At 54.8% G+C, this 18227-nt stretch carries 17 protein-coding genes, 1 tRNA gene and 2 pseudogenes; 8 read left to right on the forward strand and 12 right to left on the reverse strand.

Going from position 1 to position 18227, the window contains the following annotated elements:
* Positions 1-28 precede the first annotated feature (28 nt).
* From VAE57_RS12085 to VAE57_RS12110, 6 genes are all read right to left on the reverse strand, one after another.
* Positions 29-511 carry a peptidylprolyl isomerase gene (locus tag VAE57_RS12085; RefSeq protein WP_012258683.1) on the reverse strand — a complete coding sequence of 161 codons (483 nt, stop codon included), beginning with the start codon at positions 509-511 and terminating at the stop codon, positions 29-31.
* Between the two features lie 119 nt (positions 512-630).
* On the reverse strand, positions 631-1971 hold the full coding sequence (locus tag VAE57_RS12090) for a vWA domain-containing protein (protein ID WP_322822130.1): 1341 nt from the start codon (positions 1969-1971) through the stop codon (positions 631-633).
* A gap of 65 nt (positions 1972-2036) precedes the next feature.
* On the reverse strand, positions 2037-2408 hold the full coding sequence (locus VAE57_RS12095) for a hypothetical protein (RefSeq protein WP_322822131.1): 372 nt from the start codon (positions 2406-2408) through the stop codon (positions 2037-2039).
* A gap of 26 nt (positions 2409-2434) precedes the next feature.
* Entirely contained in the window at positions 2435-4399 is a 1965-nt protein-coding gene (locus tag VAE57_RS12100; protein ID WP_322822132.1) for an acetyl-CoA carboxylase biotin carboxylase subunit, read from the reverse strand.
* Positions 4381-5379 (reverse strand): TIGR03557 family F420-dependent LLM class oxidoreductase, encoded by a 999-nt coding sequence (locus tag VAE57_RS12105; protein WP_322822133.1) that lies wholly within the window; start codon positions 5377-5379, stop codon positions 4381-4383. The genes VAE57_RS12100 and VAE57_RS12105 overlap by 19 nt, the downstream gene beginning before the upstream one ends.
* A 118-nt stretch (positions 5380-5497) precedes the next feature.
* Positions 5498-6205 (reverse strand): sortase, encoded by a 708-nt coding sequence (locus VAE57_RS12110; RefSeq protein WP_322822134.1) that lies wholly within the window; start codon positions 6203-6205, stop codon positions 5498-5500.
* A 154-nt stretch (positions 6206-6359) separates the two neighbouring features.
* On the opposite strand from VAE57_RS12110, the gene lipB reads away from it, so the two are divergent.
* Positions 6360-7031 carry a lipoyl(octanoyl) transferase LipB gene (lipB, locus tag VAE57_RS12115; protein WP_322822135.1) on the forward strand — a complete coding sequence of 224 codons (672 nt, stop codon included), beginning with the start codon at positions 6360-6362 and terminating at the stop codon, positions 7029-7031.
* A 107-nt stretch (positions 7032-7138) separates the two neighbouring features.
* Here the strand turns inward: lipB and VAE57_RS12120 are convergent, their stop codons facing one another.
* The 3 genes and pseudogenes from VAE57_RS12120 to VAE57_RS12125 form a co-directional block, all read right to left on the reverse strand.
* Positions 7139-8710 carry an SAM-dependent DNA methyltransferase gene (locus VAE57_RS12120; protein ID WP_322822136.1) on the reverse strand — a complete coding sequence of 524 codons (1572 nt, stop codon included), beginning with the start codon at positions 8708-8710 and terminating at the stop codon, positions 7139-7141.
* A 2-nt stretch (positions 8711-8712) separates the two neighbouring features.
* Positions 8713-8832 (reverse strand): annotated as a pseudogene (locus tag VAE57_RS18805) (restriction endonuclease); the annotation flags it as partial.
* 338 nt (positions 8833-9170) lie between these two features.
* Positions 9171-9372: pseudogene (locus tag VAE57_RS12125) on the reverse strand (restriction endonuclease); the annotation flags it as partial.
* A gap of 813 nt (positions 9373-10185) precedes the next feature.
* Between VAE57_RS12125 and VAE57_RS12130 the strand changes: the two are divergent.
* The 5 genes from VAE57_RS12130 to VAE57_RS12150 all read left to right on the forward strand — a co-directional run bounded on the left by VAE57_RS12130 (position 10186) and on the right by VAE57_RS12150 (position 14639).
* Positions 10186-10668, forward strand: a complete 483-nt coding sequence (locus tag VAE57_RS12130; protein ID WP_322822138.1) for a carboxymuconolactone decarboxylase family protein — start codon at positions 10186-10188, stop codon at positions 10666-10668.
* On the forward strand, positions 10665-11426 hold the full coding sequence (locus VAE57_RS12135; protein WP_322822139.1) for a GGDEF domain-containing protein: 762 nt from the start codon (positions 10665-10667) through the stop codon (positions 11424-11426). Before VAE57_RS12130 ends, VAE57_RS12135 begins: the two co-directional genes overlap by 4 nt.
* A 95-nt stretch (positions 11427-11521) precedes the next feature.
* On the forward strand, positions 11522-12442 hold the full coding sequence (gene lipA, locus VAE57_RS12140; protein ID WP_322822140.1) for a lipoyl synthase: 921 nt from the start codon (positions 11522-11524) through the stop codon (positions 12440-12442).
* A gap of 135 nt (positions 12443-12577) precedes the next feature.
* On the forward strand, positions 12578-13990 hold the full coding sequence (lpdA, locus tag VAE57_RS12145) for a dihydrolipoyl dehydrogenase (RefSeq protein ID WP_322822141.1): 1413 nt from the start codon (positions 12578-12580) through the stop codon (positions 13988-13990).
* Between the two features lie 154 nt (positions 13991-14144).
* The gene (locus VAE57_RS12150; RefSeq protein WP_322822142.1) at positions 14145-14639 is read left to right on the forward strand and encodes a lipoprotein; all 495 of its coding nucleotides are present in this window, start codon (positions 14145-14147) and stop codon (positions 14637-14639) included.
* 122 nt (positions 14640-14761) lie between these two features.
* Here VAE57_RS12150 and VAE57_RS12155 read toward each other — a convergent pair whose 3' ends face one another.
* The 3 genes from VAE57_RS12155 to VAE57_RS12165 all read right to left on the reverse strand — a co-directional run bounded on the left by VAE57_RS12155 (position 14762) and on the right by VAE57_RS12165 (position 17374).
* Positions 14762-16183 carry a pyridoxal phosphate-dependent decarboxylase family protein gene (locus VAE57_RS12155; RefSeq protein ID WP_322822143.1) on the reverse strand — a complete coding sequence of 474 codons (1422 nt, stop codon included), beginning with the start codon at positions 16181-16183 and terminating at the stop codon, positions 14762-14764.
* Between the two features lie 655 nt (positions 16184-16838).
* A tRNA-Asn gene (locus VAE57_RS12160) sits at positions 16839-16913 on the reverse strand.
* Between the two features lie 209 nt (positions 16914-17122).
* Positions 17123-17374 (reverse strand): type II toxin-antitoxin system Phd/YefM family antitoxin, encoded by a 252-nt coding sequence (locus VAE57_RS12165; protein WP_322822144.1) that lies wholly within the window; start codon positions 17372-17374, stop codon positions 17123-17125.
* 235 nt (positions 17375-17609) lie between these two features.
* Here VAE57_RS12165 and VAE57_RS12170 point away from each other — a divergent pair, with 235 nt between their 5' ends.
* Both VAE57_RS12170 and VAE57_RS12175 read left to right on the forward strand, forming a co-directional pair.
* Positions 17610-18116, forward strand: coding sequence for a tRNA-guanine transglycosylase (locus VAE57_RS12170; protein ID WP_322822145.1), 507 nt, complete (start codon positions 17610-17612; stop codon positions 18114-18116).
* Positions 18071-18196 (forward strand): hypothetical protein, encoded by a 126-nt coding sequence (locus VAE57_RS12175; protein WP_322822146.1) that lies wholly within the window; start codon positions 18071-18073, stop codon positions 18194-18196. Before VAE57_RS12170 ends, VAE57_RS12175 begins: the two co-directional genes overlap by 46 nt.
* Positions 18197-18227: the final 31 nt, after the last annotated feature.

Here is an 18227-nt window from a genome sequence, read left to right on the forward strand (position 1 = left end):
TGAGTTCCAAAGCCTAAACAGACGTTACCTACAACTCCTGCACCGTCACTTTTGTCATTTTGTCGCCTTGTTTAATGGCGTAAACGACATCCATGCCGGCGACAACTCGCCCAAAGACGGTATGACGCCCGTTCAAGTGTGGCTGTGGCGTGTGGGTAATGAAGAACTGGCTGCCATTGGTGTTGGGGCCGGCATTTGCCATCGAAATTACGCCGGCTTCATGGGTGAGCGGGTTGCCAACTACTTCATCGCGAAACCGGTAGCCAGGGCCACCGCTTCCGCGTCCGGTGGGGTCACCTCCCTGAATTACAAAGTCTTTGATAACGCGGTGGAACGTCAGGCCATCGTAGAACCCTTCGCGTACCAGGAAAACGAAGTTGTTGACAGTGAGTGGGGCGTGTTGCGGATAGAGATCAAGTTCAATCGTCCCGCGTGTTGTTTCCATTGTGACCCGATATGTCTTACTGACATCAATTTGCATTGCAGGTGGACTGCTCCACTGTTTTGCCACGGTTGTTCTCCTGTGTTATTCGGCGGATACCACTGTTATTATACCTCTTACCGGGGTGGGAAACCTCTCATAGGGAGCTTACCGGCTATTCTGTTCAGGCACGAACGGGATTAACTGCGTCACCCCTGCTGCGTTCCCAGCCGGCGGGTGGCGTAGGTTAATTCTTTGGCCGTGGTACTCGACTGATGATTGTGGGCGAGTGCCGTTGCTTCTGCCATTGCCAGTGCAGCCAGATCGGGTTCGGCCAGCTCGTAAAGACGATTGGCAAGTTGCCGGAGAGTCTGGGCAGCCATCGCATAATCGCCCTGTTGACGGGCCTGATCGGCCCGCTGCTGAAGCGTGGCGATGGTTGCCCGACTGATGATCGGCAGGAGTTCGGATGGTGGGTTGATAGCATTCGGCACATAATGAGCCACTACGTCGTGGATGATGTGTGATTGACCGCTGTTAAGGTGAAGACGCGCCAGACGGCGTTGTTGACCGGCTGTACCAGGTGCGACCAGAAACTCAACCAAAAGCCGCACCTCCTCGCCGTGACGGAGATCACCAAGGTGAATAGTTAGACGCCGGCCGTGTTCAGTGCTCAACGGGTTCAGGACGGTGAGCGTTGGTGTCAGGCGGGTGATGCGGCGTATGCTAACTGTTTGTGGCAGGTTGCATTGTAGCGTAAGCGCCTGCGCCGTTGTTTGCCGTGCATTCTCAAGTTCAGCAGCAATAATCGCCGGAATGTCGGCAGCGTCATACACAAAACCGGCCCGTCCGCCGCTCAGATCGGCGAGTTGGGTGAGCAAATGTTCTTCAAATGATCCACCGAGGCCAACCGTGCTCAGGCTGATCCCACGGGCTGCCGCCTCTCGCGCCAGCGTCAGACACAGGGTCTGATCGGTCGTAAAACCATCGGTGATCAAGACAATCCGCCGCACGGTTGCATCATCAGCAGCGACAAACTGCGCCAGCGCCAGTTGCAGACCCTGGGCGAGATTGGTGGTTTCACCCAGGCGCAACGCCGGCAGACGGGCAATGGCTGCCACCAGTTCTGCCCGTCGGCTCCCAGGAATCCCAGACGCAAGTACAATTGCATCGCTGGCACAGGCAATCAATCCCAGGCGGTCGTTGTGATCAAGGCGCTCGATCAGACTATGTAAGGCGTGGGTGGTATAGTCGATAGGACTCCGATACCGGCTGCGCTGCTCGGAAGAGAGCGGATTGTTGAGTTGCCAGACCGGTACTCCATCGACTAAAACTTCGTGAGCACCGCTGCCACGCACAATGTCGCGAAACTGCTGTTCATTAAGGATTGGGATGCGCATTGAGCGGCTGGAATCGGCGACAATGGTCATGTGAAGCGGCAAACCGGTCGTACCGGCTGCCGCGATGGTGAGATGCAGATACGCGACTTGCGGCTGGTTGAGCGCCGGGATAGCGATTGGCTCAGGTGTACAGCGTATATGCAGCGGCATAGACTGCTGTCCTCTGCTGGTAGCCTGCTTGTTGCGTAAATGTTGATGCAGGTGGTTATTGTATGTCAATTACACTGTGCCGGTAATGGCTGATCGCTGAACGTAATCTCCAGCACGGTTCCATTGTTGTACGTTGTTACCCTTCGCGTGCGGGGGATTGATACCAGTTCATTGGAGCCGGCGATACGAATACACGAATCGACGCTTGTCGTTTCAACCGTCTCGCGAATACCGCCGCGTGTGAAACCGACGATATACTCTTGGGCTATAGCCAGCTTAACCGGCTGGAGAAATCCGACGCCAAGGAGGCCCAGAGCCAGTACTGCAAATACGAAGAGCCAGAGTGTGCAACCAAAGCGTCGCTTTGGTTTCGCCGGTGGTTTCTGGTTAGCAGTTGCCGGTGGTTTGGCAGGTTGAGTAGCCTGTTGCGATGCCATACGTTGCCTGTTATCTCTCAGAGTAGCTATTCCGATACCGATATTGGTTCAAGGTCAACGAGGTGAGCGCCAGCCGCGACGCTGGCACCGGCCTGGTAAGGCAGACGACGGACAATGCCAGCATACGGAGCAACTACCGTGTGCTCCATCTTCATCGCCTCCAACACGAGTAGTGGTTGCCCTTCGCGTACCTGCTCGCCGACGGCAACGTGGATACGCACAATGGTGCCGGGCATCGGCGCATTGAAGCTGGCCGCATTCTGATCACCACTGCGCGTCACGCTATCGGCGGTCAGTGGAGCTGGACGGGTAAGATGGTACGCTTCACCACGCCATGCAATCAGCCAGCCGTCATCGGCCTGCGCAAAGAAGAACTGTTGGCGTTGCCCATCAATGTCCAGGGCCAGTTCGTGGTTGCCACGATAGACCAGTGTTGTCTGCACACTCCAGCCATCGCCATGGATGTGCCAGCCGCTGGTTGTCGGCGCTACCCGCAGGCGGTGATCACCATGGGAGCTAAAAGTGAGCGGGATCGTGTCGCCACCCAGGCGCCAGGCCCTGGCCAGCGGATCGCGAGCCGGTGGCTCGGCGGTAACGGTCAGGACGGCGGCGGCGACCAGCACTTCGCACGGTGGTGGTGCGGGTGGCGGAACCAGTCCTTCATGTTCGTTCAGGAAGCCGGTATGGGTAGCGCCGGCAGCAAATGCCGGGTGTCCGGCAATCGCTTGCAAGAGCGGTAAATTGGTCGTTGGCCCCAACACTGCCATCTCGCGCAGTGCCCGCCGCAGCCGGGCAACTGCCTGCTGACGATCAGCCCCGGCCACAATAATCTTGGCCAACAGCGGGTCATAATGGACGGTCACTTCATCCCCGCTGGTCAGGCCGGCATCGACACGCACGCCCGGCCCTTGTGGCGGCACAAACAGCGCCACCTTCCCAACTGCCGGCAGATAGGTGCGAGGGTCTTCGGCGTAGAGACGTACTTCAATTGCATGACCGCGCACCGTGACATCCTCTTGTCGGAACGGAAGTGGTTGACCGGCGGCAATCGCGATCTGCAAATGCACCAGATCATAACCGCAAATCAGTTCAGTGACCGGGTGCTCAACCTGCAAGCGAGTGTTCATCTCCAGAAAGTAGAATTCACCATCGGGGGTAAGAATGAATTCAACCGTACCGGCATTAACGTACCCTGCCGCTCGTGCGACAGCCACCGCAGCCTGGCCCATCGCGTTGCGTAGAGCATGGGTCAGCGCCGGTGATGGTGCTTCTTCGACCACCTTCTGGTGACGGCGCTGGATTGAACAGTCGCGCTCACCGAGGTGAACGATATTGCCATGCTGATCGGCCAGCACCTGAATCTCAACATGACGGGGGCGGATGACGAGACGCTCAATGATCAGTCGGTCATCGCCGAAGGCGGCACGAGCTTCACGGCGGGCACCTTCGATAGCGGCGGGTACCGCGCTCAGATCGCCAACGGAACGCATGCCTTTGCCACCGCCACCAGCACTCGCCTTAATCAGCAGTGGTGGCCCGATACGGTGCGCCTCGGCCAGCAGGCGCTCATCACTCTGATCTTCACCATCATACCCTGGCACAACCGGCACACCGGCGGCCTGAGCCAGTGCGCGTGCTTCCGCTTTGCCACCCATGGCGGCAATGGCAGATGGTGGCGGGCCGATAAACGTGATCCCAGCCGCTGCACACTGTTCGGCCAGTTTGACACTCTCGCTAAGAAAGCCGTAACCGGGGTGTATCGCCTGGGCACCCAGTTGAAGCGCTGCTTCAACAATCGCCTCGGCACGTAAATAGCTTTGTGCGGCAGGTGGTGGGCCGATCAGGGCGGCAGCGTCGGCCATGCGCACGTGCAGCGCACCGGCATCGGCAGTCGAGTAAACAACCACCGGGCTAATACCCAGCTCGCGACAGGCGCGGATAATACGCACGGCAATCTCGCCGCGATTAGCGATCAGGATACGGTTGAACATGGGCGTAATTTGGGCAAAACCGCTTCTCCGTAGGCTTTAATCCATTCCGCTTGATTACGACCAACGTTATGCACGTAAATCTCGTCGAAGCCGAGATCGATGAACTGTTGCAGGTGAGCGCGATGTTGGTCGAGATCGGATGAAATCAGTACCCGGCCACGAAAATCTTCCGGGCGTACCAGCTTTGCCATCGCGGCAAAATCCTCCGGCGAACGAATATCCTGCTTGGGGAAGTTCATGCCACCGTTCGGCCATTCGGTGAGTGCATTCTGCAACGCCTCTTCATCGGTTGGTGCCCACGAGACGTGCAACTGCAACAACTTGGGCATTTGATCGGGGTCTTTTCCGGCTTCACGGGCACCGGCGGCAAAATCGGCCAGAATGCGGCGCAGTTTGTCGGGGGCAGCCCCCGGCGTGATCAGGCCATCACATGTTCGCCCTGCCCAGCGCAGCGTTTGCGGGCCGGTAGCGGCAATATAGATTGGTACCGGTTCTTCAGGCAGTGTCCAAAGCCGGACTTTATTCATCCGAAAATAACGGCCCCGATAACGGGTCTCTTTGCCGCTGAGTAGCTTCTGAATAATCTCGGTTGCTTCCTGGAGCATCTCGAAGCGGACGAGCGGTTCCGGCCATTCCCCGGCAACCACATTTTCGTTCAGCAATTCACCACTACCCAATCCCAGCCAAAAGCGACCAGGGAACATTGCACCTAGCGTTGCTGCGGCCTGGGCAATGACCGCCGGATGGGTACGGAACGAGGGGCAGGTGACGCCTGGCCCAAACCGATGATTCGTTACCACTCCCAGGGCACCCATCCAGCTATACACGAACGCATTATGGCCTTGAGCCGGCACCCATGGCTGAAAATGATCGGCAGCCATTACTCCCCGAAATCCATACTGTTCGGCCAGCCGACAATGTTCGAGGAGTTCATTGGGATGGAACTGTTCCAGTGCTGCTGATAAACCAATCGTTGCCACGTGATCTACCCTTGTATTGTGTTCAGCGAGGTCTGTTGCATAGTATACCACGGTGGTAAGGACTCTTCCGCGATAAAGCACTCTCGCAAACGACTGGCGTTGGGTGGGTACGGCCTTGCTATGGCGCCGGTACCGCAATCGTGATCAAGCGATGCGTCAATTCCACATTCCCATCAACAATCACCCGATCCCCAATACACGAGACCAGGGTGAGCCGTTCGTCGCCAGTGGGCAGAATGTACTGTACTTGGTCGGGGGTTACCCGCTCTTTACGGGCGACGACGTAGCGAAAAGCGGTGCCGTCGGCGCTGTAGAGCAGGATTTCGCTGCCGTTCTGCAACCGATCAATGTTGGCAAATGGGGCTGGAATCTGGGGGGCTTTGCGAAAACGCAAGACATGACCCCACAGCACGATATTTTCTCCCTGTCCCGGTTTGGCGCTGTAGATGTACCAGCCGACATCGTGATCGGGCACGATGGGAACATTTTGCGCGTCCAGGCCAACCGGTATCAACTCGCGGTTGAGATTAATCTCTGGAATGACCAGGCGCACCGGGGTGCGGTCGCCAACCGGTGGCATGGTTGGGGTTGTTGATGGAGCAGGTGTGGGTGGTTGGGTTGGAGTGGCTGATGGTGTCGCCGTAGCGGTGGGTGCGTGGGTTGGGGTTGCCGAGGGGGTGAGCGAAGGTTGGGGGCTTGGCAATCGCTCCGCTGTCGGTGTTATGAATGCTTCTGGCGTAGGTGATGGCACAGTAGCGCTGGCCGTCGTTCCACCGCACGCACTCACGAGAAGACAACCGGTCAAGACAATCAACAAAACTCGCATCACGATCCACCTCACTATATTCGGTGCCCTTTTCAGCCTACCACAATTCAGAGTTGGTGCCCACAGGCAATCTTCCCGGCAAGGCGACGGGATCGGTTATACTGAAAAAGATGCCGTTATCAACGCCCGTAGGATCGCAGGAACGAGGCTCACCATGCGCACGTTGACGGTTCATTATCTGGGGCAAATAGCCTACACCGCCGCCTGGGACATCCAGCGTCAACTGGCTGCCGAGCGGTCGCGTGGGCAGATTGGCGATACGCTCCTCTTGCTGGAGCACCCGCCGACGATCACGCTGGGGAACAAGGCCCGACCCGATCATGTGTTGGCGTCACCTGCCGAACTGGCAGCACGTGGTGTTGCCGTGGTACAGAGTGATCGGGGTGGCGAAGTGACCTATCATGCACCGGGTCAACTGGTTGCCTATCCGATCTTCAAACTCTCGCAGCATGGGAGCGATGTGGGCCGCTACGTGCGCGGTTTAGAAGAGAGTGTTATTCGCGTGTTAGCCGGTTACGGTCTGGTGGGTGAGCGGGTTGCCGGGTTGACCGGGGTCTGGGTGCGTAACGGTGCGGCAAAGATTTGTGCTATCGGCGTGAAACTCAGCGCGAGTGGGGTGACAACCCATGGCCTGGCGCTCAACGTCGATCCCGATCTAAGCGGGTTTGACCTGATTGTGCCCTGTGGTATCACTGATCGCAGTGTGACCTCGCTGGCGTCTGAACTGGGGCAGGCACCAGCCCTCGCCGAGGTGGCCGATCACCTGATCGCACGGATAGGCGAGGTGTTTGCCCTTGAACCACGGGTTGAAACGCTGGCGATATAAGGGTTTGGGTGGTGTTGCACCACAGAGGCACAGAGTGCACAGAGGGTAGTAGACCGTTTTGGGCAACCTCTGTGTCCGCCGTGTCTTTGCAGTGTTCATAGCATTGCTCAGCGTTCTTCTCTTCCGGGTACCTCCGTCTCCTCTTCAGTGAAGCCATTTTGAAACAGAAGATACTGGTTTGCGCCCTGGGTAGACTCGGTAATTTGTCGTTCCGCGAGCAGTTGATCAACAGCAGCTTCTTTTCCCAACAATCGAGCAAGACGCCTGAGATCGAGTGCATTCAGCAAATGTCCCGTAATTGGTCGCTTGGCATCCCAGAAAATCCTGGATGACCAGAATGCTTTGGCCGGTTCGGATGTGACCAGCTCGTAGAGCAGGTTGCAGGCTTCTGCAGAATAACAGGAAAAGAAGTAGCAGGTATCATCGAGCATGACCGGACGACCTGCATACGGTGGTACCTGTACGAATTCGAGTTTTTTGTAGAGACCTGAGATTGCAACCTTCCATGGAGCAAAAGAATACGATCCAACACCAAAGATAGAAAATCGTGGGCGGTTTTTGTATATCTGGCTCTTCCTTTTGTTTAACAGATGAGCGTGAGCAGTCAGGTAATGCCACGCTTTAGGCGCATGGGTCTTAAGATGGCTCGGATCGTCATTTGCTGCTCGCTGTGGAACCAGAATCCAGCGTTGTGGTCGGCGTCGGGCTGCCAGGTCAGCGCTCTTCAAGAGTGGGAAAAGTACTTCAGGTTCAATATCAACCTGTGTTCCCAGTCCGTTCACGAGCCTGTCACCTTCAACGTGCAGTTCCAAGACGTTACTGCAATCGTGCTTTATTCCTGACCGCCAGACCTTCAGGCTATTCCCTCCCAGCTCTTGCCAATGCGGAGGTAATGCAGTATCAGCCACCAGTATGCCTTCTCGTAACTCAAAGGTGCTGGCAGGTTGCACTGCATCCAGAGAATGAAACACCTGACACACCTTATCTGTGCGAGTTGGAGTAACCGGTACAAGTAGTAAACAGGCGTCGACCGTGGCACCGAAATGTGTGTGCGCGTCGATAAGATAGAGTGATGCTGTACCGGAGTGTATTCCGTTGTGCCCGGCGTATTTGAGCACCTTGCGGGCAACGGTTGTCTTGCAGAGCATTGCCAGCAGTCCGGTTTTATCCCTAAACCAGGAAATGATCTCTCTCATTATCCATTCTGAAATGTCGAAGTTACTACTTCCGGTAAGTGCGTCAATACCACGAAGATGGTCGCGGTTTGCCTTTACGGGAAGATTCGTACTGCTAAGCGTGCTTAGTGCTGTGTTTGTGACCCATGGCGGGTTGCCAATCACCAGGAGTGGTTCTGGTAGTGCTGCAACAATATTTGTCCAGTCGGTACGAAAGAAGTCGGCCTGACATATTTCAACAGATGCATATGAATGAGAGTTGATGGGTGTAATGGTGTGTCGTGCCTGCGTGATATGTTGTGGATTGATATCAAACCCAAGAATGCGCGTTACACCTGGAAATGTTTCCAATGCTGCTTGAAGGAATGCCCCCGTCCCACAGGTGGGTTCGAGAATGGCAGCAGGCTGAAAGCCAGTTCGCGCAATCAGCGCACAAATATCTCTTGCCAGGCTAACAGGTGTTTGAAAATCTCCGAATTCAACGTTGCGAAGTTGTCGGTTCATGTCTATCTCAGTCTTTCAATTCCTGCAACGAAACCGGCTTGCTCGATAACTCGACTGTATTGCAGGCGCCACTGAAGTGCATTCGAGATGGTGAGATAGCCGACTTCGGGCGGATTGACAAGAACCTATTTCAAAAAACGTCTACGAGAAGGTGTCTCATTCATTCCTGACCGACTCTATATCGTGACCAGCCCATACAGCATCTCCGTGACCAGCAGGGTCAACGGCGTGCCAAACACTGGATCGTGAGCACGGCTGCTGCGGCAGCTATGCTGCCGCACTCCAAACGTTGCGACACGCGCATAACGAGCGGGTAAGGCAACCCATCCAGCACGCGATGGTGCGACCGGAGCTGCTCTCTGCTAACGAGCCAGAAGCAGGTCAGGCTATCGTTGGTGATTGGCAAGCGTACATGTGCCTGCGCGACAGTCTGGTCGCACGATAGCACAGCTTTATGAAATAAATTCTGTTCCGCTGGCTGAACTTCCTTCTATAAAGTTATATTTTTCTCGAAGATAGGATCGAAACTTGTGCTCAATGTATGTACCAATAGCTTTTCCATCAGTGACTCCATACAATAATGGTTCTCGATGTGCTGACTCGTCTCTCACAAATACCGTTGCTTCTAACTTAAGTATTTCAAGTGTCAACGCTGCTTTCATGTAATAACCTCGTCAATGTGTCAATATCTTATTGATGTCATATGTGACAGGATGTATGCGATTATCAAGAATACATCGTGCATGATACGTCTGTTCGAGAGAAATCTCGTCTGCTAATGATACACGATATTGGAAGTTACCTTTTAGTCCATGCCAGTAGCACGTTACAGGGTTGTAGAAGTAGCTATGCAGATAACGTTCATACCGCACCATCAATTGACGGTTCGTATCCATACCAATCGAAACACCGTTCCACTGTCTACCGGTGATGGAGGCCCTTACCACCGCGAGGCGAACGTCCGCATGATGGTCGGTTGCATGTGTGTCGTGGCATGGTAGGTCTGATACCGTGCCGATGCAGGTACCGGCGAAACACTGCGCTATCGTCGGCGTTGTCCACTACCACACATATCCTCTGTATCCGCCGCGTCGCTGTGGTGCATTTATCACCACAGAGGCACAGAGCGCACAGAGGGGTATGTGGGAAAAATCAGGTGGCAACCTGTTTTGCGATATTCCATTATACGATACAACGTGGTATAATACCTTATAAATTATACTCCATGCTTGAGTTTCCCCTATTATTGCCGTTCGTTCTTCCTGTCATTTTAGATTGAAGATACGGTGTTAAACCCCTATTCAAGATCATATTTTACCGAATAAATATTTGTTGTTCGATATTTTTATACAAAGATTTTCTCTGGCGACATGTTGTGATGCTGTAGCTTCTTCAGCTACTTCGCTGCGAACATTTCATTATTAACCGGGCAGCATACTGCTGGTTTGTTTGGAATGATCTGGAGGCATGTGAAGATGGAGGATGTTACACCAGAAATTACGCATGATCTTGGGTTTGGGGTTGTGCCGAACGTCTTTGCATACGCCAAAAGTACCGATACCCAGATCGCTCTTTGGAAGGCGTTTCGCCACGTGGTTTTACGAGGGGTGTTGCCACGTACGGTAAAAGAGATGATGGGGGTCGTCATTTCGCAGGCCCGTGGATCGCGATATGCCGCCGAAATTCATCTCCACGCGCTCATGGTGCAGGGGCTGGAAGCAGAAATTCTTGATGCGTTACGTCGCGGGGTTATTATACCGACTCTATCGGGTCGAGTTCAGGCACTCCTTCAGTTCGCTCAGGCCGCTGCGGTTTCACCTCATCCGCAGCTTTTGGCCGGGCTTCAGGCTGTAGGGTTGAGTGAAGTAGAGATACAGGAAGCGGTTGCCGTGGTGGGGGTATTTGCGTTGATCAACAATTGGACAGATATGCTGGAGATCCCTGTTGACCCACTATGACAACACGAACTGAGTCATTGCTGGTTCGTTTACTCCTCTTACACGAAGCAGCAACTGGCTACACTAACCTCAGCTTTGCTGAAGTTCTTGAGCATGCTCGCCGTTGGGTGAGCTGGATATTTAAGCGCGGTCATCTTGAGGTCATCGATCCCTCCTCTACAGCGATTGAGCAGAAGTTTCCGGTTCGTGGCCGGGTACCGGGGGGGTATGGCATTAGCTTTTCTGGCCCGCCGTACCCGGTTTATGTCCGGCTGGTATTGCCTGATATTGATGATCCAGATGAGTTGCGGATGGCAGCTCTTTATTGCGATTATCTGTTTGCTGCACTCCAGGCTGCTGGCTATCGGGAAGAACTTGATCGTCAGGCTCGTTACGATTGGTTAACCGGTCTAGGGAATCGGCATGCACTTGAGCGACGGTTAAAAGGGGGAATGCCTGCAGATTGGGGTGTAGCGTTTCTCGATCTCGATAATCTGAAAAGGGTAAATGACACTCAGGGTCATCTGGTCGGTGATCAGTTACTCCAGCGTTTCGCCGACGCGCTTCGACAGGCGGCATTTGAAGCGTTTCGACTGGGTGGGGATGAATTTGTTGTTCTGTTGGCCAAACATCAGAAAGCAGCATTGCTGGAGGCAATAAGCCATTTTCAGGTTAGCTACGGTTTCGCCTGGGCCGATGAGGATGAATCCACAAATTTGCTGCAACGGGCCGATCAACGCATGTACGCTCAAAAACAACACAAAAAGACCGCTCGCTAACTTTCTAATAATATGCGGTACAATACGTATGCCAATCGAATCGTTATCGTTGATCGTCCGACCCGGTCGGCGATCACTGGAAGGCGAGAACGCCAATGGCAGAACTTATTCCGCTGAATGAGGTGAGTGTCGCGCAACCGGTATCAGGTGCAGCTAATCGGCCACGCCGCCCGGAGTGGCTGAAGGCGCGGGCACCAGGTGGTGTGAACTATCACGATGTGTTGCGCTTGATGCGCGAAAAGAATCTGCATACGGTCTGTGAAGAAGCCCGCTGTCCAAATATCGGTGAATGCTGGAACCATCGCACCGCCACCTTTCTCTTGCTCGGTGATATTTGTACCCGTGGTTGTCGCTACTGCGCTATCGGTAAAGGGAAATCAAAGCCAATTGATGAGAACGAACCGGAGCGGGTTGCCGAGTCGGTTGCTCACCTGAAACTTAAGTTTGCCGTGCTTACGTCGGTCAACCGTGATGATGTGCCCGACGGTGGTGCGCATATTTTTGCCCGTACTATCGAGCTGATCCGCCAGAAGGTGCCTGATTGCAAGGTCGAAGTGCTCATCCCCGACTTCGATGGTAATTGGGACGCGCTGGCAACGGTGCTGGCAGCCGAACCCGATGTGCTGAACCACAATATCGAGACGGTACCGCGCTTGTTCCGGCGGTTTCGACCACGCGCTAAATTTGAGCAGAGTATCGAATTGCTGGCCAGAGCACGGGCAGCTCGCCCAAACCTGGTTACCAAGAGTGGTATGATGGTCGGTGCCGGTGAAACCAATGAAGAGGTGTACGAGGTGATTGATCGTCTGCGCAATGTTGATGTGAATGTGCTGACGATTGGTCAGTATCTGGCACCCGATGCGAGCTATTGGCCAGTGCATCGCTATGTCACGCCCGCCGAGTTTGCTGAGTTTCGCAGCTACGCGCTGGCCCGTGGTTTTACCCACGTTGAGAGTGGCCCGCTGGTGCGGTCGAGTTATAATGCCCATCTGCACGTGGGTGCTGCCCAACACTAGACGCAGGATTACTCGCGCAGGTGCTCTATCGCTACCTGCGCGATTGCCTGTCATTGCCATGCTGTTGTAACCGTTGGTGACGCATCTGAGTGTTGTATTGTCGTGATCAGATGAGATGAAAGGATGGATAGTTCCGTGAGTGAGCAAGTATACGATCTCGTGGTACTTGGTTCAGGGCCGGGAGGGTACGTTGCTGCCATTCGCGCTGCCCAACTGGGTATGAAGACGGCGATTGTTGAGGTGAATGCTCTGGGTGGTGTGTGTCTGAACATTGGCTGTATTCCGACCAAAGCACTCCTGCACAGCGCCGATCTGCTTGAAGAGGTGAAGGAGGCGAAGCGCTTCGGCATCACCGTTGAGAATGTCGCTTTTGAGCTGGCCGGGGCAATGAAGCACAAAGATACGGTTGTCAAGCAGAGCACCGATGGTGTAGCGTTTTTGATGAAGAAAAACAAGATCGAGGTAGTGGCCGGGCGGGGCCGGCTAATTGGTCGCGGTCAGGTGCATGTGCAGTTAAACGAAGGTGGTGAGCGGGTTCTGGCAGCCAAACATATTATTGTCGCCACCGGTGGCCGTCCCCGTCCCTTCCCCGGTATTCCCTTCGATGGCGAGCGGGTGCTCTCTTCGACCGATATGCTTTACTTGAAAACGGTACCGTCCAGCCTGCTGGCTATCGGTGCCGGGGCTATTGGGGTTGAATTCGCCTCGATGTTCCGTTCGTTCGGTAGTGATGTGACGATTGTTGAAGCCTTGCCTCGTATTGTGCCGAATGAAGACGAGGAGGTTAGTGCCGAGTTGACCAAGGCATTCCAGCGCCGAGGGATCAAGACGCTAGCCGGGGCAAAGGTCGAAGGGGTGGATGTTGGGGGCGAGAAAGTGGTGGTCACCGTCGTTGATAGCTCCGGCAAGCCACAGCAGATTGCCGTCGAGAAGTTGCTGGTCTCGATTGGTATCGCTCCTAACACCGAGAATATCGGCCTGGAAGAGGTCGGGGTCAAGGTAAACAATCGCGGTTTCATCGAGACCGACGGTTTCTTGCGAACCAGCGCTGAGGGTATCTACGCTATCGGTGATTGTACCGCCAATACCCCCTGGCTGGCGCATAAGGCCAGCGCCGAGGGAATTCTGGCCGCCGAACATATCGCCGGTCATCATGTGACGCCGATTGACTACGGGAAGATTGCTGCCTGTACCTACTGCAACCCTGAGATTGCCAGTGTTGGTTTGACCGAGGCAAAGGCACGTGAGCGTGGCTACCAGGTGAAGGTAGGCAAATTCCCCTTCTCGGCCAACGGCAAAGCGCGGGTGCTTGGTCAGACCCGGTTTGGTTTCATCAAGCTAGTTGCCGATGCCCAGTACGATGAGATTTTGGGTGTGCATATGATCGGTCCGCGGGTCACCGAAATGATCGCCGAGGGTGGCATTGCCCTCAGCCATGAAGCAACCGGTGAGAGCATGATGCAGACGATCCATGCCCACCCGACGCTGTACGAGGCGATTGGCGAGGCGGCCCATGCGCTGGTGCATGGTGCGCCGATCCATCTGTAATCCACGTCGGGTATTGGTCAAAAGACGTTACGTTAGAATTGCGTATTTTTACCCTGAATAAAGCGGTTTTTTGTGCCGGAGTGCACTATCATAGACTGTGGCAGCCAACCTGCCACAGTCTACGTTTTTTGTCAGCCAGACCAGGAAGATTGTTATGCGCCGAATACTGTTGCTACTCCTTTTGTTGATTGTACTAACCGGTTGTGCCGGTCGCTCATTCATTCCCGAACCAGAATTGGCCCCGCCTGACGCACCTGTAGCGTTGCAATACCTGTTACCACCAACATTTGCCGATGATTACGATGTCTTACCCGAACCGGTACCATTTGCCGATGAACGTGGGTTTTTGGTGGCAATCCGCCCGCACGGTGGCTCGGCGACAATTACCATTGGTGGTGGCGCACTGGCTCGCGCAGTGTGGGAGCAGAATCAGCCAGTTGAAGGGAGCGACCGGATCAAGAAGACCCTGTTACGCGGCGTGCAAGGCGTGGCTGTGATCGATCCTTCGCTGATCACAATGGCCTGGGTTACCGGCGGTGTCCCTTATTTTGTCTCGGTCACGACTGCCGATGACAAGACGGTGCAAATCTTTATCAATGCCCTGGCCGTATACGATCTCGCTACCTGGCGGAGTCGGGTTGGTCGTTAAGTAAGCGTAGAGCTGTGTGGGCATCGTCTCTTCAGTAGATGTAGCACAGGTTGACGCCTGTGCTACATCACTTGCCTGAAGTACATTGTCACCGGGAGGTACTGCCTCTTAAGCAGTGACTGTTACCCAGCGACACGTGTGGCCGTGGCCTGCATCAGCTCCCACAAGGCCACAACATCGGCGTGTTCGGTTGGTTCGGCGCCGATACTTACCCGCACCATCCAGCGTCCATCGAGCACTGCTGGCGTGAGGTAGGCTGCCCCGCTGGCGTTAATCATACCGACCCAGCGTAATGTGTGCTGATCGAGCGCCTCTCCCGTTAGTCCGGGCGGTTCATGGCGGACACAAACCGTTTGTAGCGGCACCGGTGCCAGGCGTCGCCAGGGAGGTGTTGCATCGACCTGCGCGGCCAACCAGCGTGCATTTGCCAGATCGCGTCGCAGGCGGGCACGTAAGCCCTCGGCACCTTCACAGCGCAGGAGAAAGTAGAGTTTCAACGCCCGGAAGCGCCGACCGAGCGGAATCCCCCAATCACGGTAGTTGGTGACCGTACCGTCGGCACTGGTTTGCAGATAGCTGGGATTAGTAGACATAACTCTGATCAGATGCTGCGGGTCGCGCACGTAGTACAGTGAACAATCGAATGCCGCCCCCAGCCATTTGTGCGGATTGAGCACCAGGCTATCGGCCTGTTCGATTCCCTGCCAGAGCTGCCGACATTCGGGCAAGATCATCGCCGATCCGGCCATTGCGGCATCAACGTGCAACCAGATACCTTCGCGCTGACACAGAGCACCAATCGGTTCGAGCGGATCGCATGCGGTTGTCGCAGTTGCGCCAATGCTGGCGACAACGGCACATGGTACCCGTCCGGCGGCGCGGTCGGCAGCGATGGCCGCTTCAAGGGCATCCACGCGCATGGCAAACTGATCGTCAACCGGAATCAGCCGAAGATTGTCGCGCCCGAAACCGGCTAGAAGCACCGCCTTTTCGACCGAACTGTGGCTTTGGGTTGAGGTATACACTATCAGCGGTGCCGGCAGCGCCTGTAGCCCGCCACGCACCTGGCAATGGTCGGTCGCACGCTCACGGGCGCAGAGCAGTGCGACCAGCGTACTGGTACTGGCGGTGTCCTGAATGACGCCGCGCCATGCCTCGCTTAAGCCGAGCAACTGCCGCATCCAATCGGTGGTCAGCTCTTCCAGTTCGGTCAATGGCGGGCTGGCCTGCCAGTTGAGTCCTAACTGACCGAGACCGCCGCTGAGCATATCGCCAAGCAGTGACGCCAGACTGGCATTGGCCGGGAAATAGCCAAAGAACCGTGGATGTTGCCAGTTGGAAAGGCCAGGGATAATCAGGCGTTCAATATCGGCCAAAATGTCGGTGGCCGGTTCGGGATGTTCAGGTGGGTTGGCCGGAAGCTGACTACGTAACTCACCAGGGCGTAACTGTGACCAGACCGGGCGCTGAGCAATAGTCGCACGGTAATCGGCGATCATATCGATAATCTGATAGCCGAAGCGACGAAACTCATCAGGCTGCATACGATGCTCCTTGAAACTGATCTGCGGCTATGTGCATTGTACTGCATGTTACTGATGGGTTATACCGGTGCTCTCTGTCAGTTGCAGAGATTGGGAGTTGAATGCTAATCACCAGCGATAGCATATTCTGCTGCCGGTCTGCTGGTATAGAAGAGAGTAGTGCTAACGACTATCTCCAGGGCAATCACGGGCTGGATTGGTTGCCTTACCCGCTCGTCTGGCGCGTGTCGAGTCGTGCTGCCGCACCAGTTGTGCTTATGAGCAGGCGCGTGCCACGCCGTTCCCTCTGCTGGTCACGGGGATGCCGGGTGTGCTCGTCACGATCTAAGATAACCCAAGTGGCTACCTTTATCACCACAGAGATACAGAGGACACAGAGGATGGGGGAGAACCAAGGTTGCTGCCATGAGACGCAACGTCGCACATCTATGGGAACTGGCTGCTCACCACATTGTTTGTGCGATTACGCCATACGGTGTTGCAGGCAATGTCGTGCTGGTCATCCTGGCAGTCAGTCTCCGTAGCCTGCCACAGTATAGGTGGCAACCTGGGTTAGGATAACTTCTAGCATTGTTTTGGACCGTACCTGTTCATGCGCCTGTCTGTCTCTGGTCGAAGAAACGAAAACAGCCGCCTCGTTTGGCGGCTGTTTAGCTGGCTCCCCAACCTGGATTCGAACCAGGAACCCGCTGATTAACAGTCAGCTGCTCTACCATTGAGCTATTGGGGATTGACTTCGGCTGAGAGTATAGCACAGGTTGCCAAAATGTGCAAGTGGTAACGAACGTGAGGTGAAAAGATTGATTTTTGGTTCATTCTGATTCTGAAAACTAACTGCTACATCGTAGACATCCAGATAAACAATTGCGCAGCCGTTTGCAGACAACGACTGCGCCTGGCGAAGGGAATGCCGGCATATGGTAATATGCCAACGAACGGTTACTCGGCGCTCATACTCTCACTCTTACCATTGCGCTCGGCCTCGTACCGTTCAGCCAGTTCGCGCAGCGCAGTGAAGAGTTCGACATCAAGCAGAACGCCAGCCGGATAGCCTTTCTGAGTGACAATAATCGGTTGGTGAGTAGCCTGCGAGCGCTTAATAAGCGCAGCAAGCGACGATGCCGCCTTTGAGATGGGAACAACACCCTGTCGCAGATCAACGTTGAGCAGGTTCTTGGTAATGTCTGACATTGCCTTCTCCGTTTTGCAAGTAACAACTTGTTTTAGCGCCCTCGATACCTGTTTGTGGGTTTGCGATAGTCAACGTTGAGAAAAGTAGATAGTAGCAATCTACTTGTTGTATGCACACGCGGCAAGCGAAAAACCGACACAAACAGGAATCAAATATTGCGACTTCTGCGATAGTATAGCGCACGATTTACCAAATTTCAACCCTCGAATATCTATATAATTGTTGGGATGATATATGACGGATTGCTTGACGCTTCATCATGGCCAGTTATCCTTACCGACATTTTTGCCTGATGCGACCTTTGGGACGGTGTGCGCAGTCGATAGCCGCGATCTCAGCGAAGCCGGTATCGAAGTGTTGGTCATGAATGTCTTTCCTCTCATGCAACGTCCTGGAAATTCGACGATCAATGCGTTGGGCGGGTTGTACCGGATGATGGCCTGGTCAGTGCCAATTGTGACCGACAGCGGTGGTTTTCAAGCCTATTCGCTGATCCGAAATAATTCCAAACAAGGTCGGATTACCGATCAGGGGTTAACCTTCCAACCAGAGGGGGCTGAACGGCGGTTTCAACTGACACCGGAGAAGAGCATTCAGCTACAATTGAGTTATGGTGCTGATATTGTCATTTGTCTTGACGATTGCACGCACGTTGACGATCCCCCGCTGAACAGCGCCGTTCGGTTGCACGGACAATTCGCTGGGCTCGTCGCTGTCGGCAGGAATTTGATCACCAGTTAGCACAGCGCCGACGCCAGGGGCGGCCACCATTGCTCTTTGCTGTGGTACAGGGTGGTGGTGATCTGCATTTACGCGCCTAGTGTGCAGCCGCACTCCTCGACATCGGGTTTG

This window comes from Chloroflexus sp. (genome assembly GCF_034434295.1).
Classification (GTDB): Bacteria; Chloroflexota; Chloroflexia; order Chloroflexales; family Chloroflexaceae; genus Chloroflexus.